Here is a 24,030-nt window from a genome sequence, read left to right as displayed (position 1 = left end):
AATGGATACTATGTCTAAATTACTTAAAAAATTGGCCGCGATAGCTTTATCTTTTAGCCTCTTTTTGCCTTGCTCTGCTCACCTACTTGAAGACGACACTATTTTTATTGTTGGTTCAACGTCAATGGCAAAACTGATTGATATTACCAGTCCACACTTTTATCAACAAAAACAAACTAAAGTGGTCGTTCGCCCTATCGGCTCAGACAAAGGCGTTGTTGCCGTTGCTGAAGGCGTATCAAACTTAGGCATAATTTCACGCTATTTAACACCCGATGAAATGAAACGATGGCCGCATATTCAGCAAATTACTATAGGACAAGACGCCATTATTTTAATGGTAAACATAGAGAACTCGATCGAGCGTGTGAGTAAAGAAGAGTTGGCAAATTTATATACTGGCAAGCATCGTTTTTGGGAAAATAACGCGCCAGTGGCGTTAATGGCAAAACACTTAGGACACGGCACTCATTCTGCCTTTATCAATTATTTAGCCATCGAAAGCATGGCAAAAGACGAGCAACATGTCGTTTTTAAACCGCAAGGCATTAATACCCTATTTTCAAATATTGAAGCTAAAAGCTATCATCAAATCAACCAAGCTGTTGCTTCAGTTTTTCGCAATAAAGATGCCATTGCATTTGATTCTTTAGGCGCCTACCAGCAATTTATTAAAAACCAACCCTACGCACAGATAAAACTGCTCAACGTTGAAGGTCAGCTGCCAATCATTAATGGAAAAGTGAATAAAGATTATGGCTTTAAACGACCACTTAATATATTGGTCAATAAACACTTTTATTCGCAAACCGCCGCTTATATTGATTTTTTACTCAGTGAACAAGGACAAAAAATAATTGCAGATAATTATTTTATTCCGATTAATTAACCTGCTGTTAACTAACTTGACCTCGGTTTATTAACAAAAAAGCCAACTAACTTTATGGAGTCACTTCATTTATGGGATGACTTCATAACCGTTAGCTGGATTTTTTACGTTTTTTGACGAGAGATAGCCCAATTTTTTATTGTTCAGTGACTTGATAAACCGTTACCGAGCCTGAAACTTCATTGCCAATCAGAATGAGTGCATTACCATTTGGGCTTGACTCAGCTGAAATAAATTTAATGCTCTCTGGCCCTAAGTCCCCTGCCATTGCAATATTAGTACAATCCATACCTTCAGCTTCATCACATGGGTTATCTAGATCGTCGTCTAGTTCATAATCTACGTCAAAGTCACGATTGTTATAATGGCTCACAAACACGCTATTAAATGGGTTCGTAATGTCATAAACAAATAAGTCGCCTGAGCGCTCTTGTGCAACAAAGGCGTAGGTACGTCCATTAATTTCACCAACATCTACCGCTTCAGGCTCGCCACCTTTGTCGTCAGAGCGATTATCGCCTTTATTTTCCGTATGCGCGGCATTAAAGTTATTACCCAACACTGCTGCTGAAATTTTGCCAAAATCATCACCTGAATCAAAGACTAAATTGGCATTTTGATCCCAAATAGAAAATGAACGTGCGCCATACGCATACAATTGTTCAAACTCGCCATCTGTGTCAGCATCGCCTAAGGCTGTTGTTACTTTCAAGCGACCTAGAAAGTCTTTTCCGCCTGAAGCGTCGTATTGGCTTTGTAAGTTGGTCGATAACGTTTGATTAAGCTCATCAACATCAATGATATCTTTTACACGAACTTCTTCAGAATATCCGTCATAATCGCGTGCGTCACCTTCATTGGCTGAAACAATAAAAGTAGCGCCATTCCATGTGTAACTAACAATAGTGTCTGGTTGATACATGCCAAATAAACCTTCAACATTTTGAAAGCTCGGCACTTCATCTTTGTTAGAAAAATCTAACTGATATTTGCCCCAATCTTTGTAGCCTAAAGCTTTCACTTCGATGGTCATATCATCTAAATTAATTAACCCTAACGCGTTATTTTCTTGCAAAGCAACATACGCCATATTGCTATCATCCGATACAGCAATGTATTCAGGCTCTAAATCTTTTGCTACGGTATTACCTGCAGGCCCTGCAAATTTAACACCTTGCGCAGCTAAAATGGCCATGCGTTTTTCATCACTGTCGTAGTCTTCCGCATCAAGGGTATCGTCGCTAAATACCATATCAGTGGTTAAGTTTATCGTTTGAGCAACATCAGCAGGTATATCGTCAGTAATAGTGATAACCGAAATGGAACCTTCGGGATCGTTTGAATAATCACTGTTTGGTTCACCTTCATTTGCTACTAACACCTTTAAACCATCAGGTGTAAAGGTAACCATATCGGGCAAAGCGCCTGCGCCAACAGCTTTAATAAAGCTCGCTTCGCCCAATTCATTTAAGCGATAAAACAACACAGCGCCATTGTCTTGCTTAACTTGTGCTTCAACCGCAATCGCTAAGGTGTTTTGATATATAGCAATGGAGTTTGCCGCCCCTAAAGCAACCGTAATTGTGCTGCCAGTACCGTCGTCAATTTCGACACTGCTGCTAAACGTAAAGCTTGTAGAAGATAAGCTTTCATCAGACACGGGACTGGCAACTTGTGTGGTTGGTAAACTTGCTAAACTAATCACTTCGATTTGATTGTCAGCAGCATTTACTGCAAATATAGCCTTAGAGGCTTGATGAAACTGCACAATTTCTGTAGCGCTTTTTCCATAAATACCTGTCGCAAAACGCCCGACAACTTCAAGTGATAACTCACGAGGAAGATCTTTACCATTACTGCCCGCTGTGCCTTGCTCGCCTTGAACTCCCTGTTCACCTTGAATACCCGCTGCGCCCTGTTCGCCGTCGTCACCATCAAGAGTACAGCCTGCTAACGCTGTTGAAATAATGACAGAAAGTAAGCTTAATTTAAGTGTTTTCATACTAGCCATGTGTTTGCCTTGTCTCATTTTGTTTTTCGTCGCAATCTTCCTGATGAAAAATTGCCTTGTTTAAGCATATTTTTAGGAACAAATTTTGACGCGAAACACTAAAGAAGGAGTTTTACAAACTGATGACAATTAAATGACTGAAACATGACAGGCGAAAACGGAAAGGAAAAAGCGACAAGATAAAAGCCGGAAGTTGAAAGATTTAAGCGGCAAGATAAAAGCCAGAAGTTGAAAGTTGAAAGATGAAAAAGAAAAGATAAAAGAATAAAGCTGCAAGTTAGACATCGTTAACTTGCAGCTTACGGCTTGAAACAAAAGGCTTACTTGTTGCGGAATCACTTACCGCTTGTAGCTTACTCCTTGCAGCTAATCACTGCTACTTGTAGCTTGTGCCTTGTAGCTTTTAGCTTTTAGCTTTTAGCTTTTAGCTTTTAGCTTTTAGCAGACCTTATGCGCCCATCATATTTAAACCACACACGCGGATTAAATTAGCCGAAATACCTTGAGCCTGTGGCGCAGCTAAAAAGGCGATGGATTCAGCAACGTCTTCTGGCAAGCCACCTTGTGACAGTGCTGACATTCGACGGCCAACAAAGCGTGTTAATAGCGGAATGGCTGCTGTCATTTGGGTTTCAATAAAACCTGGCGCGACCGCGTTAATGGTAATACCTTGTAAAGCCAATAACTTAGCTTGGTTCTCAATCAAACCAATAATGCTCGCTTTCGATAACGCATAGTTACTTTGACCAAGGTTGCCGGCAATACCGCTAATTGAAGAGACACATAAAATACGGCCCCCCTGATTGATACATTGCTGCTTTAAAAGATGTTCGTTAATTTCAATCACGCTTTGTAAATTCACTTGCATCACTTGTTGCCAATGGGCTTTTGACATTCTAGCAAGCGTTTTATCACGCGTTATACCCGCGTTATGCACCACAATATCAATGGCGCCATAATGCTCAGTAATATGCTGTGCAATTAAATCAACGGCATTTTCATCGGTAATATTAACGCATAACGAGTCGCCATTAAGTGCCGACATGGTGACATTAAGTTCACTTTGCAATTGAGGAATATCTAAGCCAATCACTTTAGCGCCATCTCTGGCGAGCACTTTCGCGATTGCAGCACCTATTCCGCGCGAAGCGCCAGTAACAAGTGCCACCTTGCCAGCAAGAGGCTGATGCCAAGTAGCAATATGTTCGCCCTGTGATTGCTGCGTAACGCTTTGCTCGCTAACTTGAGTCACTTGACCATTAACATACGCACTGCGATATGAAAGATAAAAACGAAGCGGCGCCGCAAGGTAACCATTAGTGATGTTATCGGTATAAATAACATTAGCCGTGATCCCTTTTCGGCCGACTTCTTTAGCGATTGATTTAATAAAACCGATCAAACCACGTTGCACACTTGCTTGCTGATAATCTTGGCAGGTTTCAGGTGAACGAGCCAGCAAGACAATTTTACCGCTCGCTTTAATGCTTCGAATATTGTCGTGAAAAACCTGATACAGCCAATCGGTATCTGCGACCTTTGTTAGCCATGTTGCATCAACGACCAAACCACCAATTTGTTGCGCGTTTGCGTTTGTCGTCAAATGGCCTTGTAAAATATCGTGTAAGAGCGAATCTGCCTCTTTTTCATTGGTATTGGTTTTGGCATCTACGAGTAAAATATTATCAACTAAGGTTTCTGGCGATCCCCCGACTCGTATTAAGTTTGCTGGCATAGGCAAACCAATAAGTGGTAATAGTTTTTTGCCAAATGCTGACTGGCTAAATGTAAGATAACGATCGGGCACCTAGTTCTCCTTTAACTGTTAATTCTAAAATGAGTAGCACTAAAATGGCGCCCCCCCATTTTTGTTGTTCTAAACTTTGTAAGCGCCAATAAACATGGTGACAGCTGAATCTATGATCATGCTTTGTTGTTTTTTATCTGGAAATGCTTGCCCTTGCACAACTTGCGGCCAGAAACAAAATGCTTTGATGAGTGAGTAAAATTGCGTAGCGGCAAAGCTTGTATCACTAATATTAAGCACGCCATCACAAACTGCTGCGTTTAGCCAGCTAATTAAATCACCATCTCGACTTTCCACTTGCTTCATCGCGCTATTAATGCGCTCAGGCGTATGCATCATCTCAGCCATTATTACCCTAGCTAAATCAACAAAAGCAGGATCTGACAAGAGTACAACTTCCTGCTCTGCTATTTGTGTAAGCTGCTCGACTATAGGTGTACCTTGTTGATATTTTACGCAAACCGCTGCCGAAAATAACGTCAGCATTTGATTTAAAATCGCTTCAAAGAGAATATCTTTACTGGCAAAGTGATTATAAACGGTGCGTTTAGACACCGCTGCTGCCATAGCAATTTGGTCCATGCTGGTATTAGCAAAGCCATTATTTTTAAATTCACTTATCGCCGCATTAAGAATTGCTTGCTTCTTTTCAGTACTTCGCGCCATAACTTTTCAGTTTCAATATCAATAAATTCAAACAATTTTACACTGAACAGTTTACTTTTCAATAAAAACATTTACACTACACAGTGTAGTTTACAAAAGAGTTAAAATTTATGGTAACCAAAGTACTAACAACCTTAGTTGTTTTAGGAGTCATTTTGAGCGCATGTACGTTATTAACATCACAGCCAAATAAAGCGGCCTATGTTGAATCACCACAATTTGAACTTGGAAAATTTAAAAACGATGTCAGCTTTGACACAATGTCGTTGAGCAAAATACCAGGTTATATCAAACGCTATTTTACTGAAAAACGTGTTGATATTGCGCCTGAACGACCTATTCCAGCTCAAGCGATCACAGCAGAGGTATTGGCGGATTTACCGAACCACACCATGACCCTTTTTCGGTTAGGGCATTCAAGTTTTTTACTTAAAGCCAACAGCAAGTACTGGTTAATCGACCCCGTATTTTCAGAGCGCGCGTCACCCTTTAGTTTTATCGGACCAAAACGTTTTCACCAAGCCCCCATTACCATTGAACAATTACCCGAGATTGAAGGTGTGATAATTTCTCATAATCATTATGACCATCTTGATAAAGCATCAACCAAGTCACTAATCAATAAAGTAAAACACTTTATTGTGCCATTGGGCATAAGTGAAGACTTAATCAATTGGGGCGTAAACGGCAATGCCATTACCGAATTGGATTGGTGGCAAAGTACAACGTTAAGTGGGCTTTCGCTAACGTTAACACCTGCTCAGCATTTCTCAGGCAGAGGTATCAGCGACAGTAACAATACATTATGGGGCTCTTGGGTAATTAAAAGCGCTGAGCAGTCTATTTTTTATAGTGGTGACAGTGGTTACTTTGACGGTTTTAAAACCATTGGAGAGAAGTACGGACCTTTCGATTTAACGCTTATCGAAACCGGCGCTTACGATAAAGATTGGCCAGAAGTGCACATGACGCCCGAACAAAGCTTACAAGCGCATATCGACGTACAAGGTAAAAAAATGCTGCCCGCTCATAATGGTACTTTCGATTTAGCATTTCATGCTTGGTATGAACCGCTAGAGCGAATTACAGAGTTAGCCAATAGCAATAATGTCGCGTTAATTACACCAATCGTCGGTGAACCTATTGCCGTTGATTCGTTCAGCCATCAGCAAAAATGGTGGCAAGGGCTTAATTAACCTTTCAGTAATGCTTGAAGTTATCGTTAAAAATCTCGCACGACAACTGAAAAGGATAACGTAAAAACGAGGTTAAAACAGCTGACATTAATCATAAATGTCAGCTGTATTTAGCTCAGCAGTTGGTATTTGTTCCCGATTAACTCGCTAATACTTTTCGACGTGGTTTACGTTTTCTAAACCAATAAAAGTAAAACCCTGTTAACGCCAGCCAAAGTGGAGTTAAGCCTAAAAAACTCCAAATAACTTTACTTGGCAGCCCAGCAAAATAGCCAAAATGTAATTTTCTAAAGGTGTCAACAACGACATTAATATTTGACGCTGCGCGAATATCGTATGCGGCCATTAAAGCGCCTGAGCTTCTATCATAAGTGACTGTACTGGCATATTCACTGGTTAGCGGATTGCCGGTTGGCACTTCACCATAAAAAGTCAGGTGTAATTCAGGCTCAAACGGAAAAGTAAAATACGTGGCGTTAAAGTCTGGAATATCTTGTTTTGAACGCTCGAGTAAGGCTTGAAAGTCAATTGTTTCACGATATAAAGGTTTGGTTAATAAAGGATGTGGTTCGATGTGTTCAGTAACTTCATGTACCACAGCGGCAATATTATAATAACCGCCAGTTACCGCTAAAATAATCAACACCGGCGATGAGATAATGCCAAAAAATTTATGCACATCACTATAAAAAATTCGCTTTGCCGCGCGAAAGCGTAAAGTGAATAATTTTTTCCAAAACTGACGATATAAAATAATACCGCTAATACCGAGAAACAGTAAAATAATGGCAAATACCGAACCTAAAACTGTACCAGTAAAATCGAGTAAAAAAGTATAATGAAGCGACAATAACCAATCAGTAATATCGTGCTCAACCGTTACCGGTGTTGATAATAATTCGCCGCTATATTGGTTAAGATACATTTTGTACCAGTGTCCGCTGGATTTTTCAATAAGATAGGCAGTATCGGCTCGCGTTTTATCATCGAATAACTCCCAACTTCCCATCAAAAAATTTGGGTGTGCTGACTCGACATTATCAATTAGCGTATTCAAATTTTTTCTTTGCGCCGAACCGTCAACATTAACGCTCATGTGCTTAGGCATTAACCAGGTGTCAATTTCAACTTTGAACACCAAAATACTGCCTGTGACTGCGATAACCATTAGCGGAATAAGTGCTATCAAGGCTGAAATGGAATGCCATTTAAACAGTTTTTTTCTCATTATTAGATCCCAAAAACGAAAAAACAAAACACTGCCTAAGCAATGTTTTGTTTTTATTAATTAATCCAATTCCGTTACAGTTTCCAGCTAATCGTTGCAGAATAATTAACAGGTGCCGCGTAATAACCTTGCGCCCAATACAGGCTATTGAGATATTTTTCGTCGGTAACATTGTAAGCATTTAACGTAAGAGCTAACTGCTCGGTAAATTCATAACGCGCCATTAAACCAACAACCGCATAGGCATCTTGTTTAGTGACAATTTCTTCACCAGCATTCGCAAAACCTTCACCAACAACGCCTTGTAAACGTGAAATATCATCTTGCCAGCGCATATTCATGCCCACAGTAAAACCTTCAATTTCTGGTACTGTGTAAGTTGCCGCCGCTTTGAACAGCATTTCAGGGGTATAGTCGGCAACATTAGCATCAACTTCATCATCAACTTTAATTTCGAAGCTAGTAAAACCAATGCTGGTTTGTAAACCCGGTAGCAATTCACCGGCTAAATCAAATTCAAAACCTGAACTTTCAACACCTTCAGTACCGATATAACGCGCGTCACCCGGTAATGAACGGTCATCGTATCGGGCAACGTTCTCTTGACGGGTTTCAAAATAAGTAACGGTCGCTAAAAATTTATCATCAAATAAGCTGCTTTTAATGCCCACTTCTTGGCTTTTACCGGTAATTGGATCAAGCACATTGTCGTTAATATCAAGCTCGGTTTGCGAGACAAACGTTTCGGTATAGCTTGCATAGGCAACAACGCCATCAGCGAATTGATAAACGCCGCCAATATAAGGAATAAATTGTGAGTCGCTAGCATCTTGAGCAACGCCGTATGAATCACCTTTAACTTGCCAATCGTTTTGACGACCGCCAGCAGTTACATGAAAATTGTCGGAAATACTAAAGCGCGCGGTAAAATAAGCCGCATTTTGATCGCGAGTAACATCAGAGCCTGTAAGACCGTCAGCAAATGTCGGTTTTGGCGTATTTCCGTCCCACTCAGTTAAAGGTGGCATTACTGGGAAGCCATTACCAGTGGTGTAATCGTATAACGAGACTTCTTCACCTTCCATCGATGAATGGTTTGCGCCAACCACAAATTCATGTTCGCGGCCAAATAATTCAAATTCACCGGTTAAATACAAGTCAAACAAATCGTGACTGTCGTCGTTGTCATATTCGCTTGCCCAGCCGTTTAAGCCCAATTCAGTGGTTTTATCCGGCGTACCGTAAACATAAAGTAATTCAGTATCTTCGTCGGTACTTTTATGTGAATAGGTACCTCTTAATTGCCAACCATTGTCAAATAAGTGACTAACTTCAAACACTGTATTTTGCTTTTTAATGTCCCAATTTGACCAATTAGCCGAAGTATTGGTTGATACGTCGTAATCCGTTGCTGAGCCATCAGTATAAAATAATGGGTTTGCGCCCCAGTTATTACCGGTTGCTTTAGAGTCGTTAATGGTATGGCTAAGTGAAATTTCAGTGTTTTCACTGAATTGGTGTTTTAAAAATACGTAAAAAATATTTTTTTCTTTCTGATAGCGATCTAAATAAGAGTCTGCATCTTGCACTACCGCTACACCACGTACTGCGGTGCTGTCAGAAATATTATAAGTGCCATCAAGCTCTAGGCGTTTATTGTCCCAACTGCCTAAGGTGCCATTTACTGAGAATTCATTTTCAATAGTTGGGCGTTTACGAATAAAGTTAATGGTTGCTGACGGGTTACCTACCCCAGTCATTAAACCATTAGCACCACGAATAACTTCAATGCGATCATAAATCGCGGTATCTTCATCAGCATGGTTGTTACCAGAACTAAGTGGCAAGCCAACACCATCTACTTGGAAGTTGGTAATATCAAAACCACGAGCTGTATAATAAGTACGATCCGTTTCAATACGCTCAACATTTACCCCGGTTGCAGTATCTAAAACTGAGTCAATATCAATTAATTGAAAGTCTTTCATTTGACTGTCGGTGATAACAGATACAGATTGTGGAATATCGATAATGTCTAGTTCTAGGCGAGATGCCCCACTAGCGCTATGAGCGTTATATCCTTTTAAGTAGCTGCCATTAACTTCGATGACTTCCATATCACTTTTGTTGGTGTTTTCATTTGCACTAACGGTTCCTGTTAGCAATATTGCGATAGCAAGAGTCGATAACTTTAGCTCTTTCATGTTGTTTTCCCGTGATTTATAAGAATTTAATTAGAGTAAAAACTCATTAATTGGATAATAACCACTAAATGAAGATATGTAAATGCAAATCGTTATCATTTGTAACAATATTTACATTTCGTTATCTAAGATCAAAAACTAGCGCAGGCTCAAATATAAACGCTATTTTGAAGGCAATGATGGTTTAGAAAAGGTTAAGAGTTAGCGCGCAAAGCATTGAAATATTCAGTTTAAATATCAACAGGTAGAATAAAAATAGATGACAATAGTAACTGAAGACAAGTCAACATTGAGTTCATGCGAAATAGAAAAAATTAGAATAAAAAGAAAAAAGGTTACCAACATGCGAGACAAGCACATTGGTAACCTAATTATTGTACCGTTATATTGTACCGTTATATTGTACCGTTAAGGCCTTAGTCTTCTACTCGAACGCCCCAAACATCATGTTCATCGGCATGAATAATTTGCACCCAAATTTGATCACCTGGTTTTACGTCAAACTCATCAGAAAGGTGTACTTTTCCGTCAACTTCTGGTGCATCCATGTACGAACGCCCTACCGCGCCAAGTTCATTCACTTCGTCAATTAATACCAAGTATTCTTGGCCAATGCGTGCTTGTAATTTTTCAGCGCTTATTTTGGCTTGTACTGCCATAAAGCGTTGTAGGCGATCTTCCATCACTTCATCTGATACATGATCAGGTAAGTCATTGGCGGTTGCACCTTCTACTGGTGAGTATTTAAAGCAACCAACACGATCTAGCTGTGCTTCTTCTAAAAAGGCTAAAAGCTCTTCAAACTCTTCTTCAGTTTCTCCCGGAAAACCAACAATAAAGGTTGAGCGAATGACCAATTCAGGACAAATTTCACGCCATTTTTTAATGCGCTCTAATACCCGTTCAGAGCTGCCAGGACGTTTCATTAATTTTAAAATACGTTTATTGGCATGCTGAAATGGAATGTCTAAATACGGCAGAATTTTCCCATCGCGCATTAATGGAATAATGTGGTCAACATGCGGATACGGATAAACATAATGCAAACGCACCCAAACACCCTGCTTTGATAATTCTTCACAAAGCTGCTGCATGTGGGTTTTAACCGGCATGCCATCCCAAAAATCAGTTTTATGTTTTACATCTACACCGTACGCTGATGTATCTTGTGAAATTACCAGTAACTCTTTAACGCCAGCGTTGACTAAGCGTTTCGCTTCACCTAATACATCGCCTACAGGGCGAGAGTCTAAATCGCCGCGCATTGACGGAATAATGCAGAAAGTACAACGGTGATTACAGCCTTCTGATATTTTCAAATAGGCATAATGTTTAGGGGTAAGTTTCACACCATGATCAGGCACTAAATCAATTAACGGATTATGAACCGGCTTAGCCACATGTTCGTGTACTTGATTTAACACTTCATCGTAGGCATGCGGGCCTGTTACACCAAGTACATTCGGGTGTAATTCAACAATTTCATCTTTTTTCGCGCCCAAACAACCGGTCACTAATACTTTGCCATTTTCGGCTAGCGCTTCGCCAATCGTATCAAGCGACTCTTGTACTGCTGAGTCAATAAAACCGCAGGTATTTACAATCACCAATTCAGCATCATCATAAGAATTGACCACATCATAACCTTCAGTACGAAGCTGGGTAAGAATACGCTCAGAGTCGACCAAGTTTTTTGGACAGCCAAGGCTAACAAAACCCACTTTTGCGCCGTCTGCTTTGTTGTTTTTTGTATTATCAACAACGGCTTGATGCTGCTCATCAATCATTTTAGCTGGAATATCTAACGTGGTTGTTTGGCTCTCGGCAGAGTTACTGCTTTTCTTACTCGCTTTAGGAGCATTTGGGTCGAATTGTTCTACGGTCATATGTCTCTCAACTTACTCTTAATATTGCTACTGGCGCTTTACTTATAGAAAGCAATAAAGAGCAGCGTCATAAATGGTGATTTAACCGCCTTTATTGCAAATTCAGGCTTTACTTGGAATAAGCGCGAAGGCAATTGTTTAATGCGCGGGATTATACAGGAATGTTACTGGGCGTGGTAGTTGCCGTATTTGATAAAACACACTTATTTAAAGTGATGAGCTTTATCTAGCAAAGTGTCTAATTATTTTACACTGATGCATTTAGTAATTTATCATTCATAGGTAAGCCTTTAAAAAAATAGCTTTTCTATGTTTGGCGTGATTTATGCTGCTTACAAAAATAAAGAATATAAACAATATGATCCTCATTTCTCGGAATGAATTGTAAAGGAAAGTACGATGAATATAAAAATGTTAAAAGCAGCTTGTGTTGGACTCGTTTTATCAGCGAGTAATTTTGCTAATGCGGGGATCATTGAAGCTACTATTGATACGCTTAACGATGGCTTTACTGATACTGTTTCCGGGATCACCTATTGGGATATTAACAAGTTTTACAATATGGATGTGGCCACGATTGAAAGCCAAGGCTTCACATTAGATACATTTAATAATGCGAGTAATTTATTTGACAATATTATCGCAGAATATCCTATTTCTTCAGACCGTGACGCAGCTTTTGATATTATGGGTTCACTTGAAGATTATATCTGGATCCGTTGGGATGACGGTGTAGCAAATGCAAACGATGATGGTGGTTTTATATACACGAGCACTGATACTAAGCATATATTTAATAATACGTATGATTATACACGCGACACCTTTGGGGCATTGGTGCAGTCTTCTGCTTCGGCACCAGTGCCAGAACCTTCAACCCTCGCTATCTTCGCATTGGGTATTTTAGGTTTAGCATCACGTAAATTTAAAAAAGTGTAAAAGACTCACACTCTCGAATCACTAAAGCACCATATTTCCTTACTAAGAAAATGGTGCTTTTTTATGGCCTGTAATTGGCATTTAACAAGCTAATCTATTGCTCAAACCAACTAGCTTGCCGCTATTGGCGATTATCGACAATATTGAATAAGTCACATTATTTAGCAAACACAATCTGGCACCTGCCCACTTGTGCGTCAATTAAAATCAACACACGAAATTGCTACAGGGCTAGACTTTGAGCTTATTGACATGGTTGATAGTGGCATTCGTACGTTTAAAAACAAGAAGACTAAAAACGGTGAACTTGACTGTTTTTGAGCAGAAAAAACACTGTTTACGCCTATAGATGCGGCTATCTGAACCATAGTGGCTTGGCGCTAAAACTATTGGTTCAGATAAGCATCTTGAAACTCATTAAGTTATTTACTCACGACGTAATTCTTTATCGACTACCCTAACCGTCTGTGGACTATTTTTATGTTTTTGCCATTGCATCCACTGTTTAAGTGAAATAGAAAGCTGTAAGGAATAATCAAGTGAAATCCATTGCTTTTGTTGACTGTCAGCATAACTTGGTACACCTTCTCCCATCACATTTACCTGACCTTTTGGTGTAGCTACTGTCATATTAAAGCTAGTTGCAGCAGGTACATTAGCAAAATATAACGAGTCCATGTCGGCAAAAGATACACCATTGATTACTTTCGAGGGTGTGCCGCTACGATCTGTCCCTGCGACTTTAGAACCGGGATCAGGGGTTACACATTCATTGGTTTGTGTTTTTGAAAACTGTGAAATACTTGGCGGCGTCACTTCATTTTCATCAGGAACTGATGCGGTGCCATGGCAACTTAGACATGAACTATTTGCATTGTCAGCAGGGCCATTTAACCGGTAATTACAGCCTAAATGCCCCATTTGTTTTGATATTTCGGTGCCACTGGCGGCATTTAATGTATCTACGGTATCCCAGATAATAACTTCTTCACTAAATCCATTTTTACGCGGATTTTTTGGGTAGTTGTAGGCTAGCTCGCCCATAGGTGGCGTATCATTCCCCCACATTAGCCCAAGTAGACTCATTCGTAGCCAAGGCTCTTTAACCGATGCTTTACGTTCTCCATCTGCGACAAAGGTTCCATAAACCCAGCCTGTACCTTGCGCCCTGCTATCTTTAATCGCTATATCAAACTGTAGAAGTTTAACGTTTGGCCATTGCTTGTAACTGCGCGGACACTGGTTGCTTTCTTCGATTAAGTTACATTGTTGACCTTTGATCTTGGCGGTACATTTACAAAATGAAGGCGCTGAAATATTTGCATTCCAGCTTGGCATATTTTTTAATACCGGCAATTGCTCAACAGTTGCGGTATTGAACAAGGGTTTACCAATAACGGCACCTTCATGAAAAGCGATGCTTTGTGTGGGTATTTTTGCTTGACCATTTTTTTGCCAGACTTCCCCCAATGTATACGCCGCTGTTGCATTGTATATACCAACAGCCCACATGGTGGTGTTAACTAAGCCACTGCCCGTTTTTACTGAGAAGGTTACCGGGGCTTCCCGTGTTAATCCATGGGTAAATTCTCGGCCACTCATCGCATCATATGTTTGAAAAGGAATATGGTACCAAGGGCGTACAGGGTTGTTACACACATCAAAATCCATTTGATTGGCTTGATTGATATTCCCTTCATGTATGTAATTAAGGACTAACCATGAATATTCTTCAGCCAGTTCTTTTTTGGTGGTTTGATTGGTATCAGCCAAAAACAGTGCATCAAAGCGTTTATCGCGCCAAGGCTGATTTGCTTTATCGTCTATTAGCTTATTGGGATAATTATCAGATAGCTGAAAAACGCCTTTTTTCCATGTATTTGTCGGCACATTAGTTATTTTTTGACCTGTCCACATGTCTTTAAATTTTGCAGCGGGGTCTTGCCAGTAGCTAGGATAAGTACCTGAGCAGGTATTAACTCCTTGGTATTTTGGCTCTGCTTGGACAGCTTTACTGACAATAAAAAACAGACAAAAAATATAACTCAACGTAACTAAGCTTGATTTTATTGAAATCGACATATTATTAATTCCTTTATTTAATAAATAACTGCAAGCGTTAAGGTGCATCGCTTTTGCTAAGGTAATGCGGGGTTAAGTAGTGACAGTTCTAACGTTGATTTTATTTTATACCAGCGGTTCATCGCTGCTTGTTGATAAGCACTTGCTTGGCTGCCTTTAGTTAGCGCTAATTTGTGCTTAGCTAAGGCGGTGTAATGAATGGCGTTGACGGTATATTCCTTACTATTTTTAAAGGCGCTGGCAACACTTTTAACATTTTTTAAAGTGTCATCAATAAAAATAATATGGCTTATTTTGGTTTTAACCGCTTGTTGTTCGTTGTATTTTTTAACTAGGCATTTTAAGTTTTTGCCTTTATCTTGACCTGCTAAATACATGACACCATTTTGATAGGTAATTGGACGCATTTTTTCATCTGCACAAGGCTCAAATGGGCTAGGTTTACTGGCAATATTACCTTGAGAAAACACCAAGGAATGCTGTTTAATAAAAGACTGTAAACTTATTGAAGATGGCATAAGCAATTGTGAAAATTGACGTTCTGTCGCCGATACATTGCCATTTCCTCGAGCTGTTTCCACTAAAAAACGAACGCCTTTTTTTGACAACTCATTCAGCGTTTTAGGTACTTGTTCCGCGGTATATTCCATATTAGACAATGAAAAAATCAAACCTGATATAGCAATTAAATCCGTAACATTATCGGCAACACGGGGTTCACTTTTATTTTCAATTTGTGCTTGTTGCCACGTGAACCAAGCTGCTCCGCCCAAATACTGGCAGGTGATGGTATTATTGTGGTCAGGGCAGTTCATCATTGTTAGGGTATCGTCATTGTCCATCACCACTAAAGTAGATTGGGCTGCGCCCCAGGTTTTTACTTGATGACTTATTGCGCTAAAATTTTCACTGTCCGTTTGTATTGATTTAGCCAGAACCTTGTTTAACGGCACTAAAATTAAAGTGAGTAGTAAAATAGATCGATATGACATTATTATTCCTTTAATTAAATGACTTAGAAGGTAAAAGTTACTTTAAGCTTGGCATAATGTAAGCAATGGCTAGCATGATAAACACTAGCCATTTTGATTGAGCGTTTATTGCCGTAAATCAGTTAATATATGCTCTACCGCTTGAAACGTTAACGCGGCAATGGTGAGTGTTGGATTACCTGTTGCTATGGTTGGGAAAACACCACTGCCTACCATGTACAAGTTTTTATGGTCCCAAGATTGTTGACGGTCATTTAATACCGAATTGCTGGCATCTGTACCCATACAGTAGGTACCAACAATATGTCCCGCCCCATAAAATTTAAAGTTATCAACGTCACCGTTATCATGTTTGTATTGAAAATTGGTTGACGTGACATCATTACCTGAATATTTCGGCGCATCGGCGGGTTTGGTATACTCTGTTGCGCCAATTTTATTAAACAATTCTGTGGTTATTTGTTTAGCTGATACAAAGGCTTTTCTTTCGTATTCAGAGCCTAAACGGTAAGTGACTAAGGGCCTTGGAAAACCCAAATTATCTTTTAGCGTAGTAGACAATTGCACCCGGTTTTCAGGATCCGGTAATTGCTCAATTAAGTAGCCTAACCGAACTTGACGTGTATAAACTTGGTTGAGTGTTTCTACGAGTTCCTGACCAAATAGTTTCCTAAAAGGTTTTGTGCTTGCCTGTTGCCAACGTAGCTGTTGCCCTTGCTCGTTAACAGAATTACCATTGAGCTGACTATTATTTTGACCAAAAACGAAATCAGCTAATGTGGTCGCGGGATCATTCGCTGCCCATTGCCAACCTTCATTGCCAATTTCAATACGGTAAGCCGAACGTTTATCTCTAAACTCGCCATCCCTTAGTGATTCAATGCCAGAAGTTGATAATGGGCCTCTGTAAGGGTAAATAGGATCTTTAGATAAACCCCACCCTAAGTACATCACGTGATCCATTAGGTTTCGTCCTACTTGGTCACTACTATTTGCCACCCCATTTTCAAAACCTGGATTTTTATCAGACATTAATAATAACTTAGGTGTTTCAATAGCATGTGCAGCAAGTATGTATACTTTCCCTACGGCAGTGCCACAACCTGTTTTTACGCCGTCTTGGTGGGCATAAGTAACATAGTCGATGCCCGACACTTGTTGACTGTTTGGATCAAGCGATATATTGCAAGCAACATGTCGGTAACGAATATCCACGTTACCTGTTTGTAAGGCGCGCGCAATAGTGACTGTGGCATCATATTTTGCTTGAATTGGACAAATAGGAATACAGTTAGTATTGCCTGCACATTGTCGACGCTCTCCAGGGCGTGAGTTTCTGCCTTGTGGTGTTGGGGTAACAAAAACAGGGTTCCCGTCGTACTGCATATCATCAAGCGTATCAATATAAAGCTGGTCTTGAATTGTTTGCGTAATACCTGGCATGGGGAAATTATAAAAATCGCCATAGGTATTTTGTGGGTCAACAGAGAATTGCTTATAGAGCTTATCCACTGCCGTTTTATCACCTGCTACACCTATTTCGATGTCAGCTTTTTCATAATAAGGCACTAGTTTTTGATAAAAGTCTGCGCCGCCAGGCCAATCAATACCTTGTTTATATAAGGTGTTAAGTTCAAAATCTTCAGGAAAATGTCGTAATGATGTACCTAACCAATGCCATGTCGTCCCTCCGCCAATACGTTCATAAGAACTGGCAAAAGCAAACTTTGCCTTTAAGCTAGTACCATCTATGCCAGTCTCTTGTGGCGTGTAATCAAAATAACATTGCTTAGGTTTACGCCATGCATCCACCTGTAAAACCGTATAACGTGGCGTATTTTCGGTGGCGGGATCAGGTAAGCCAAGTGGGTTATTGTCATCATTTTTAACCGCGCCTTGTGTTTGTGGAGGGTAAGGCGATTCTGGCGTTTTAGCATTCGCCGTATAGAATGTTTGCATATATTTAGAGCGATCAGCGGGAATTTCTGGTCCTGACTCTAGGATCAGCACTTTTTTACCTGCTTTGCCTAATTCATTAGCAACAATAGCCCCAGCGATGCCAGAGCCGACAATCACGGCATCATATTTTGTAGTATCAGTCATGTTCATCCCTTAACTTTCACTGTTAGTTGCATTACCGGTGTAATCACTTAAATCTGCCGGAGGGTTACTCCAGTAACCGTAACGATAATTTGAATCACCCATTGGGTGTGCTTGCATAACCTGCCAGACTAGGCCTGAGGTATAAGATTCACTTGATAACAAACTTGAGTCGGTCATCCCTTGGGTTTCATCATTGCCATTGTCAATAACCGTTGGCCATGCCCCCATGTACCATAAAAAAATCAAGTTTCTACAGGCTAAGACAAAAGCCTGACCTTGTTCATCATCAAGCATATGTTCACCTATTTGTTGCTCAGTGAGTGCAGGTAATTTACTGTTTAAGGTAGAAAATAAGCTTAATATTCTGTCACTCAAACCTTGCTCATTAACATCGGTATTTTCACGCCAAAAACTGAGATACGTTGATTTAATATCAACGGGGTCAAGTTGCGGCGCAATGATGCTTTGATTAAACCCTGTTAAGACCGCACTTAAACCAATAAAAGCTTCCATGCCTTGCTGATCATTTTGTTGATTATCTTGCTGAGCATTATTTGACATATCTTCCATGGTATTCTCCTTTGCTATTTTGTCTTCTTCGTGGGTTGTGCGCGTTGTAGCAGATAAGTGAAATCGGCAAATAGACCATTGGTCATCGTGGCATTATTATGACACTGAATACAGCTAGAAGATGTTTGCTTTACTTCTCCTTGTATATAAGATTCTAGGGTGGTATTGGCCAAGAACATAGGTGCAGGAATACCCGTTGGATCGGTTTTACTGTTAGCATTAGTTGGCCACTGTGTACTAACCAATTCATAATTTGCCCAAACCGAATCAGCCTTAATATTTTTTAGTGCCGCTTGATATTGAGCATTTAGCGCCATTGTTGCCTTGTCAATGGCAATGACTCGCTCTATTTGGCTGGGTGTTGTATGTGGCGTTGCAGGATCCCAAGGTCGTGGCGGAGGCGTATTAACAGGTGTGCAGTCTTTGCTGTTGGCCTGACACTGTTTTTGCTCGGTATTAAAATAGTTATAATGGTCACGTTTTAGCGATTCTCCTTGCGTTGGCACATTATAAACATGCTCAAAGGTTGACCATATCCATTGCGGGTTACCCGATACTTTAGTACCAATATGAAAACCGACCAAGCCGACTTTTTGTAAACTACAGGCTGCTTCTACCCCTTTTTGTTCATCCGGGTTGTTATAAACGTAAGCCTTTGAGGTGTGAAATTTACTGGCATCATCATTAGTGCCAATGACCTTCCATGCTGCCTTTAACATAATCGAGCCCACTTTACTTGAGCTACTAAAAGGAAAGTTAGCATCGGCATTAAACGTTGCTTGACCCTCTTCACTGTATAATTCATTGTCTACGATGTAGTCAAACATCACTTCATTGGTTAAAATTTCAAAACGGGTATACAAACCATTTTGGTCAATCAAGGGACCTGTTTGAAAAGGTTGGCCACTTTCATCTAGTACATTGGGCGTTTTGCCAACTTGACTTAAAACCGCGTGCTTTTTATTGCCTAGACACTCGGACGGAGGTGACGTTGTTTGATCCCAGCCAAGCGGTTTAGCTCCATTAGGCAAGAAAATATCACGGCTTTCTTTGTAATGCTGCCAAACTGTATTGGCATCTTCAGTGCCAATCTCTATTGAGTTATTTGGGCTACCATCGGCGTTAGCAGGCCAATTTAACGCAATAAAAGATTGCCAAGAAAACACATCAAAATCATGCTGTAGCGCGTCTAGCGAAACGGTGCCGCCAAATGATTCTGACGTGGGTAATGTTGAGCTTATGATGGGTAAAGTGATGTTCGATTGCCGGCTTTTAGACGGCTCTTTCGCAAGAACATCGACTTGTAAAAGAGGCAAAAGAACAATTACATAACTGAGTTTAGATATTGATTTCATTGTGAAATTCCCTGTATAAATGACATCTGTAATACACCTATCCAATATGATTGATTTTTATACTAATCTAAATGTATATTACTTTAATAAACGACGACATTACAAAACATTACAGCTCTTAAGTCTTTGATTTAAAAGACAACAAAAAAACGATAAAGCATGCTAATTACTCACATACATTTGCTACAAAGTTCCTGCGTAATTAAGAGTTATGGGAATTTATTTAGTGTTAGATAAATAGTGTAGACAGTGATTTTTTCAGCGACTAATAAATCTATACATTGCTATAACATAGGGGATTGTCGATCGTGCTAAGCTGTTCCGATAAGTTAATCGCACAGTAATTGATATTGACTTACCGTTAAGGAATGACGCCTATTTAACGGCACCTATTAAAGGCTTGAGTAAAAATACTAAAAATAGTACCTAGCGGCCAATTGCAACTGCTGCTCGGTTAATTTTACCGGTTCATCAACATAGGCTCTTGCTGCTCTACGTGACTTTACCCAAAGGTATTCTGTTGATATAAAAAGCTGCCTGCTAAGGCGTTTACTGACATTAAAGGTCGCGCTTTTACCATATTCATTATTGTCATCACCCTGAGTTGAGTCATTATCAATAACTGAAAACTCTTCTAGCCTAACCGATGCCCGATAAGTGTTTATTTTTTTTGAGAGCAATACAAAAGCACTGTGGTAATCATTATTGACCATGTCGAATCGATCAGGATTTTGCATTAACGTATCGCCTTTTAAATACTGAGCAACAACAGTAAAGTCTGCAGCGAGTTTCCACTTTAAGCCGGCATGAATGAAACGGGTTTTCCATGCGTATTGGCCGTCGATGACCTTATAAGGCTGGGCATTATTATGGTAATACCCTAAAGACAACTCACCTTGTTGGTGAAAACTAATCGCGCCTCTTCCATGAAAGCCTAAACGTTTATCAATTTCGGTAAATGGGTCTGATTGTTTGGCTTGCGTCTCTAGCGGATTACCCGGTCTTAATGCTTCAAAATTGGGTAAGGTGCGCTTTTCATTCCACAAGGTTTGTCGTTGCGATATTGTCCAGCCATGCCAAGAAAGTAAGGCTCCAACAGGGTCATTGCTTTTAAAAGCGGTTGCTGAAAAATTGAGATCATAAGGTGCGTCGTTAAATTTACCTAAACGCGTTAATGATATTTCGTTGCCCAATAAGCGCACTTCTTCAGCAAGCCAAGTATTAATTGCTGAAGAATTTAAGGTGTACCTGCTTGACCAAGCAGTCGCTTCATTTTCATAAGAGATATTAGGATAAAAAATGCCAAACTTATTTTGCCAACGGTAACCATTTTCATTCGGCAAAGATTTGTACTTAATAAACGCTTCGGTAAAACCAACTTCAGTTTCTTCACTGTCACTAAAACCGTTAACAACACCATGAGCACTAAAGCCGTTGTCTAATCGAACGGATAAGTCTAGCCCGAGTTGCGCTAGCGATAACTGGTTGCCATTACTGGCTGAAAATTTTCCGTAACCGCCATGAACATAACTGTCGATAGAATCGGTATGCGAGGCTCTTATATCAACAATACCTCTGACGTCAATTTCAGCACTGCTTGCGGCATTACATACCAAGCAGAAACAAACAACACTTATCAAACCACCTTGCTTTAACATCCTCACCCTTATTGTATTTATTATGATTCGGAACTTTAGTTTTTTCTAAATTATCAAGCTTACACTTAATGATCTTTTAACGGTTTGTAAACAGGTTTACTCAATAGCCATTGCGTAATTTGATCAACCGGTTGCGGTCTGCTAATAAAGTACCCTTGTGCATATTCGCAGCCATGCTTGGCCAACCAAGCTAATGCGAATTCATCTTCAATCCCTTCAGCGACCACGGTTAAACCCATATTATGAGCAAGTTCAATCGTTGAACGAACAATGGTTTGGTCGTCTTCATCATCTTTAAGTTTTTGTACAAATGATTTATCAATTTTCAACTCGTGAACGGGTAGCTGCTTTAATTGTGCAAGCGACGAATAACCTGTGCCATAGTCATCAATTGATATTTTAAAACCAAGATCTTTAAATTGCTGAAGTAACAAAATTGCTGCTTGCGGATCTTCAACAACAACACTCTCAGTGACTTCAAGGGTCAATTTATTTGAAGGAATGTTATAACTGGCAATCGCATCGCGAACAAAACCTAAAAATTTTGCGTCTTTTAAATTTTCAGCCGATATATTAACCGCAATATTGATATCAATGCCTTGCTGTTGCCATTGTTGATGTTGCTTCAAAGCCATTAACAATACACATTGCGTTAAGGCATTAATTTGCCCTGTTTGCTCAGCAATGGGAATAAATTCATCGGGAGGTAACATGCCCAATTTAGGGTGATGCCAACGCACAAGTGCCTCAGCATGAGTCGGAGAACCTGTTTTTAAATCAACCTTTGGCTGATAAAACAAGGTTAACTGTTGCTCAGCAATCGCTTGTTTTAAATCGTTGATCAAGCTTAAGCGCTCGATACTATTTACATCTAATGAATCATCATACACTTGCACGCCATTGTTATGTTTACTGGTATGGTTAAGCGCAAGGTCGGCCATTTGTAGCAAAGATTTAAGGCCATGACTATGTTTAGGATAGCTGGCAATACCAATACGCATTTGTAAGGGTAATATCACACCATAGTAGTCGCCCCCTTCATCCAGTATTTGATGAAGTTGTTTAACTAACTGATGGTTTTCAGCGTCAGTTATGTTGGTAGATACGATGACAAACTCATCAGAGCCTAAATGACATAATAATTCGATATCATTTAATTTATTAAGCAATTTGGCGGCATGTTTAATAAGCCAATCACCTGCATCATGCCCTAAGGTTTCATTAACATCTTTTAAGCGACTTAAATTAAGGTGTAAAATTGAAAAGGCAGTTTCTTGTTCAATTAAATGCGACATAGTGCTAACTAATACATTCCTATTAGGTAGGTCTGTTAGCCCGTCATGATCTGCGCTGTGTTTTATTGCTTGCTCGCGCGAAAGCACCGCTTGTTGCATAACATTAAACTCTTGGGCAAGCTGACCAAGTTCACTTTTATCGCATATTGCTAAGCGGCGGTCGTATTGCCCTTGTGCGACTATTTTCGCTTGTTTAACCAACTGTCTCACCGGTTTAGTTACTGAGGCGGCAATCCAATATGCGCTCACTAAAGATAACAATAAGGTTAACGCTGCCAAGATCAAAAATTGCCACCACTTCGATTGCAAGACTTCAACAATATCTGCCTTTAAACCATACATAGCAACACCAAACTGCGGTTGGTTATGGACATTAACAATATAATTTGTCGCGATATAGTTTGCCGGAATGTTATTGACAAGAATGTTTTGTGAAAACTCGAGGTTTGAATTGCTATTAGATGAAGCGATTAATTGCCAGCGTGTTGTTTTTTCCTTTGCATCTAGTCCGGTGGACACTGAAATGTCTTCATCAACGCCTTGAGCAAGTAAAAAGTCAATTTCTAGTTGCGTGATATTTTTAAAATGTTGAGTCAGACGATTATCGAGTTGAAAACCAAAACCCACCCAGCCAATCACTTTTTGACCAACTTCTAGCGGTGATAAACTTAATTGATATAGCCGACCATCTAACCTGTATAAATTTGATTGCTGCTCAAGTTCAAGCCATTGCGGATAACGAAAGTTCTGTGCACGCTCACTGCCGGCTAAAACACGAGGTGTTGCATTGTTTATATGTTCAACAAATATTTGCCCCGTGACAATGCCATCAGCTGAAATCGTCATTGCCAAATCGGCATCAATGCGTTTACGGTGATTATTTAATGCCACCAGTAAACTGCGAACATCGTCATTAAAGACTTGTTTAATACCATAATCGCGCGCTGCTGTTTCAGCAAAGGCGCTAAGGTACTCTCGTCTGTCCTGAAATTGTTCAGTAAAAATGGTTTGTGCAGTTTTTAGCCTGCTTTCAATCGCTTGCCGCTCTTGTGTGCGATTGCCTTCATATATTGTCCATATTCCGACAGCCTGAACCAACAACAGTAAGACAACAAAGAGTAAAAATATTTTATTTTGAAGGCTTTTCAA

Annotated in this window: 16 protein-coding genes; 3 read left to right on the top strand and 13 right to left on the bottom strand. The window is 39.9% G+C overall.

The features are described from left to right. The first annotated feature begins 10 nt into the window (after positions 1-10). The gene (locus ACRRSQ_RS03005) at positions 11-889 is read left to right on the top strand and encodes a substrate-binding domain-containing protein (protein ID WP_440874210.1); all 879 of its coding nucleotides are present in this window, start codon (positions 11-13) and stop codon (positions 887-889) included. 136 nt (positions 890-1,025) lie between these two features. Here ACRRSQ_RS03005 and ACRRSQ_RS03000 read toward each other — a convergent pair whose 3' ends face one another. From ACRRSQ_RS03000 to ACRRSQ_RS02990, 3 genes are all read right to left on the bottom strand, one after another. Beyond that, a complete protein-coding gene (locus ACRRSQ_RS03000; protein ID WP_440874209.1) occupies positions 1,026-2,900 on the bottom strand; it encodes a choice-of-anchor I family protein in 1,875 nt (624 codons plus the stop codon). A 448-nt stretch (positions 2,901-3,348) separates the two neighbouring features. Continuing rightward, positions 3,349-4,707, bottom strand: a complete 1,359-nt coding sequence (locus tag ACRRSQ_RS02995) for a 3-oxoacyl-ACP reductase (protein WP_440874208.1) — start codon at positions 4,705-4,707, stop codon at positions 3,349-3,351. Between the two features lie 69 nt (positions 4,708-4,776). Beyond that, entirely contained in the window at positions 4,777-5,373 is a 597-nt protein-coding gene (locus tag ACRRSQ_RS02990; RefSeq protein ID WP_440874207.1) for a TetR/AcrR family transcriptional regulator, read from the bottom strand. Between the two features lie 110 nt (positions 5,374-5,483). On the opposite strand from ACRRSQ_RS02990, the gene ACRRSQ_RS02985 reads away from it, so the two are divergent. Continuing rightward, positions 5,484-6,569 (top strand): MBL fold metallo-hydrolase, encoded by a 1,086-nt coding sequence (locus tag ACRRSQ_RS02985; protein WP_440874206.1) that lies wholly within the window; start codon positions 5,484-5,486, stop codon positions 6,567-6,569. Positions 6,570-6,708: 139 nt separating this feature from the next. On the opposite strand, the gene ACRRSQ_RS02980 is transcribed toward ACRRSQ_RS02985, so the two are convergent. From ACRRSQ_RS02980 to rimO, 3 genes are all read right to left on the bottom strand, one after another. After that, complete coding sequence (locus ACRRSQ_RS02980) at positions 6,709-7,797, bottom strand: PepSY-associated TM helix domain-containing protein (RefSeq protein WP_440874205.1); 1,089 nt, start codon at positions 7,795-7,797, stop codon at positions 6,709-6,711. 74 nt (positions 7,798-7,871) lie between these two features. Then, positions 7,872-10,001: a TonB-dependent siderophore receptor gene (locus ACRRSQ_RS02975; RefSeq protein ID WP_440874204.1), complete on the bottom strand. Its 2,130-nt coding sequence runs from the start codon at positions 9,999-10,001 to the stop codon at positions 7,872-7,874. Positions 10,002-10,417: 416 nt separating this feature from the next. After that, positions 10,418-11,887 carry a 30S ribosomal protein S12 methylthiotransferase RimO gene (rimO, locus tag ACRRSQ_RS02970; RefSeq protein ID WP_440874203.1) on the bottom strand — a complete coding sequence of 490 codons (1,470 nt, stop codon included), beginning with the start codon at positions 11,885-11,887 and terminating at the stop codon, positions 10,418-10,420. 399 nt (positions 11,888-12,286) lie between these two features. Here rimO and ACRRSQ_RS02965 point away from each other — a divergent pair, with 399 nt between their 5' ends. Next, positions 12,287-12,826 carry a PEP-CTERM sorting domain-containing protein gene (locus ACRRSQ_RS02965; RefSeq protein ID WP_440874202.1) on the top strand — a complete coding sequence of 180 codons (540 nt, stop codon included), beginning with the start codon at positions 12,287-12,289 and terminating at the stop codon, positions 12,824-12,826. A gap of 426 nt (positions 12,827-13,252) precedes the next feature. Here ACRRSQ_RS02965 and ACRRSQ_RS02960 read toward each other — a convergent pair whose 3' ends face one another. The 7 genes from ACRRSQ_RS02960 to ACRRSQ_RS02930 all read right to left on the bottom strand — a co-directional run bounded on the left by ACRRSQ_RS02960 (position 13,253) and on the right by ACRRSQ_RS02930 (position 24,030). After that, the gene (locus tag ACRRSQ_RS02960; protein WP_440874201.1) at positions 13,253-14,908 is read right to left on the bottom strand and encodes a hypothetical protein; all 1,656 of its coding nucleotides are present in this window, start codon (positions 14,906-14,908) and stop codon (positions 13,253-13,255) included. Between the two features lie 56 nt (positions 14,909-14,964). Further along, on the bottom strand, positions 14,965-15,900 hold the full coding sequence (locus tag ACRRSQ_RS02955) for a DUF2608 domain-containing protein (RefSeq protein ID WP_440874200.1): 936 nt from the start codon (positions 15,898-15,900) through the stop codon (positions 14,965-14,967). 105 nt (positions 15,901-16,005) lie between these two features. After that, positions 16,006-18,003, bottom strand: a complete 1,998-nt coding sequence (locus tag ACRRSQ_RS02950; protein ID WP_440874199.1) for a GMC family oxidoreductase — start codon at positions 18,001-18,003, stop codon at positions 16,006-16,008. Between the two features lie 9 nt (positions 18,004-18,012). Beyond that, positions 18,013-18,573: a hypothetical protein gene (locus tag ACRRSQ_RS02945; protein WP_440874198.1), complete on the bottom strand. Its 561-nt coding sequence runs from the start codon at positions 18,571-18,573 to the stop codon at positions 18,013-18,015. Positions 18,574-18,587: 14 nt separating this feature from the next. Beyond that, positions 18,588-19,928: a hypothetical protein gene (locus ACRRSQ_RS02940; RefSeq protein ID WP_440874197.1), complete on the bottom strand. Its 1,341-nt coding sequence runs from the start codon at positions 19,926-19,928 to the stop codon at positions 18,588-18,590. 413 nt (positions 19,929-20,341) lie between these two features. Then, on the bottom strand, positions 20,342-21,586 hold the full coding sequence (locus tag ACRRSQ_RS02935; protein WP_440874196.1) for a hypothetical protein: 1,245 nt from the start codon (positions 21,584-21,586) through the stop codon (positions 20,342-20,344). A gap of 65 nt (positions 21,587-21,651) precedes the next feature. Next, positions 21,652-24,030 carry an EAL domain-containing protein gene (locus tag ACRRSQ_RS02930; RefSeq protein ID WP_440874195.1) on the bottom strand — a complete coding sequence of 793 codons (2,379 nt, stop codon included), beginning with the start codon at positions 24,028-24,030 and terminating at the stop codon, positions 21,652-21,654.

It is taken from the genome of Thalassotalea sp. PLHSN55, from assembly GCF_052030545.1.
GTDB lineage: Bacteria > Pseudomonadota > Gammaproteobacteria > Enterobacterales > Alteromonadaceae > CANMXU01.
This window is presented reverse-complemented; position numbering and strand designations above follow the sequence as displayed.

Bases quoted from the DNA above. Each gene is read 5' to 3' on its own strand.
- ACRRSQ_RS03005 (WP_440874210.1), top strand. From the start codon at position 11: ATGTCTAAATTACTTAAAAAATTGGCCGCGATAGCTTTATCTTTTAGC.
- ACRRSQ_RS02980 (WP_440874205.1), bottom strand. From the start codon at position 7,797: ATGAGAAAAAAACTGTTTAAATGGCATTCCATTTCAGCCTTGATAGCA.
- ACRRSQ_RS02935 (WP_440874196.1), bottom strand. From the start codon at position 21,586: ATGTTAAAGCAAGGTGGTTTGATAAGTGTTGTTTGTTTCTGCTTGGTA.
- ACRRSQ_RS02965 (WP_440874202.1), top strand. From the start codon at position 12,287: ATGAATATAAAAATGTTAAAAGCAGCTTGTGTTGGACTCGTTTTATCA.
- ACRRSQ_RS02950 (WP_440874199.1), bottom strand. From the start codon at position 18,003: ATGACTGATACTACAAAATATGATGCCGTGATTGTCGGCTCTGGCATC.
- ACRRSQ_RS02985 (WP_440874206.1), top strand. From the start codon at position 5,484: ATGGTAACCAAAGTACTAACAACCTTAGTTGTTTTAGGAGTCATTTTG.
- rimO (WP_440874203.1), bottom strand. From the start codon at position 11,887: ATGACCGTAGAACAATTCGACCCAAATGCTCCTAAAGCGAGTAAGAAA.
- ACRRSQ_RS02940 (WP_440874197.1), bottom strand. From the start codon at position 19,928: ATGAAATCAATATCTAAACTCAGTTATGTAATTGTTCTTTTGCCTCTT.
- ACRRSQ_RS02975 (WP_440874204.1), bottom strand. From the start codon at position 10,001: ATGAAAGAGCTAAAGTTATCGACTCTTGCTATCGCAATATTGCTAACA.
- ACRRSQ_RS03000 (WP_440874209.1), bottom strand. From the start codon at position 2,900: ATGGCTAGTATGAAAACACTTAAATTAAGCTTACTTTCTGTCATTATT.
- ACRRSQ_RS02945 (WP_440874198.1), bottom strand. From the start codon at position 18,573: ATGGAAGATATGTCAAATAATGCTCAGCAAGATAATCAACAAAATGAT.
- ACRRSQ_RS02960 (WP_440874201.1), bottom strand. From the start codon at position 14,908: ATGTCGATTTCAATAAAATCAAGCTTAGTTACGTTGAGTTATATTTTT.
- ACRRSQ_RS02955 (WP_440874200.1), bottom strand. From the start codon at position 15,900: ATGTCATATCGATCTATTTTACTACTCACTTTAATTTTAGTGCCGTTA.
- ACRRSQ_RS02990 (WP_440874207.1), bottom strand. From the start codon at position 5,373: ATGGCGCGAAGTACTGAAAAGAAGCAAGCAATTCTTAATGCGGCGATA.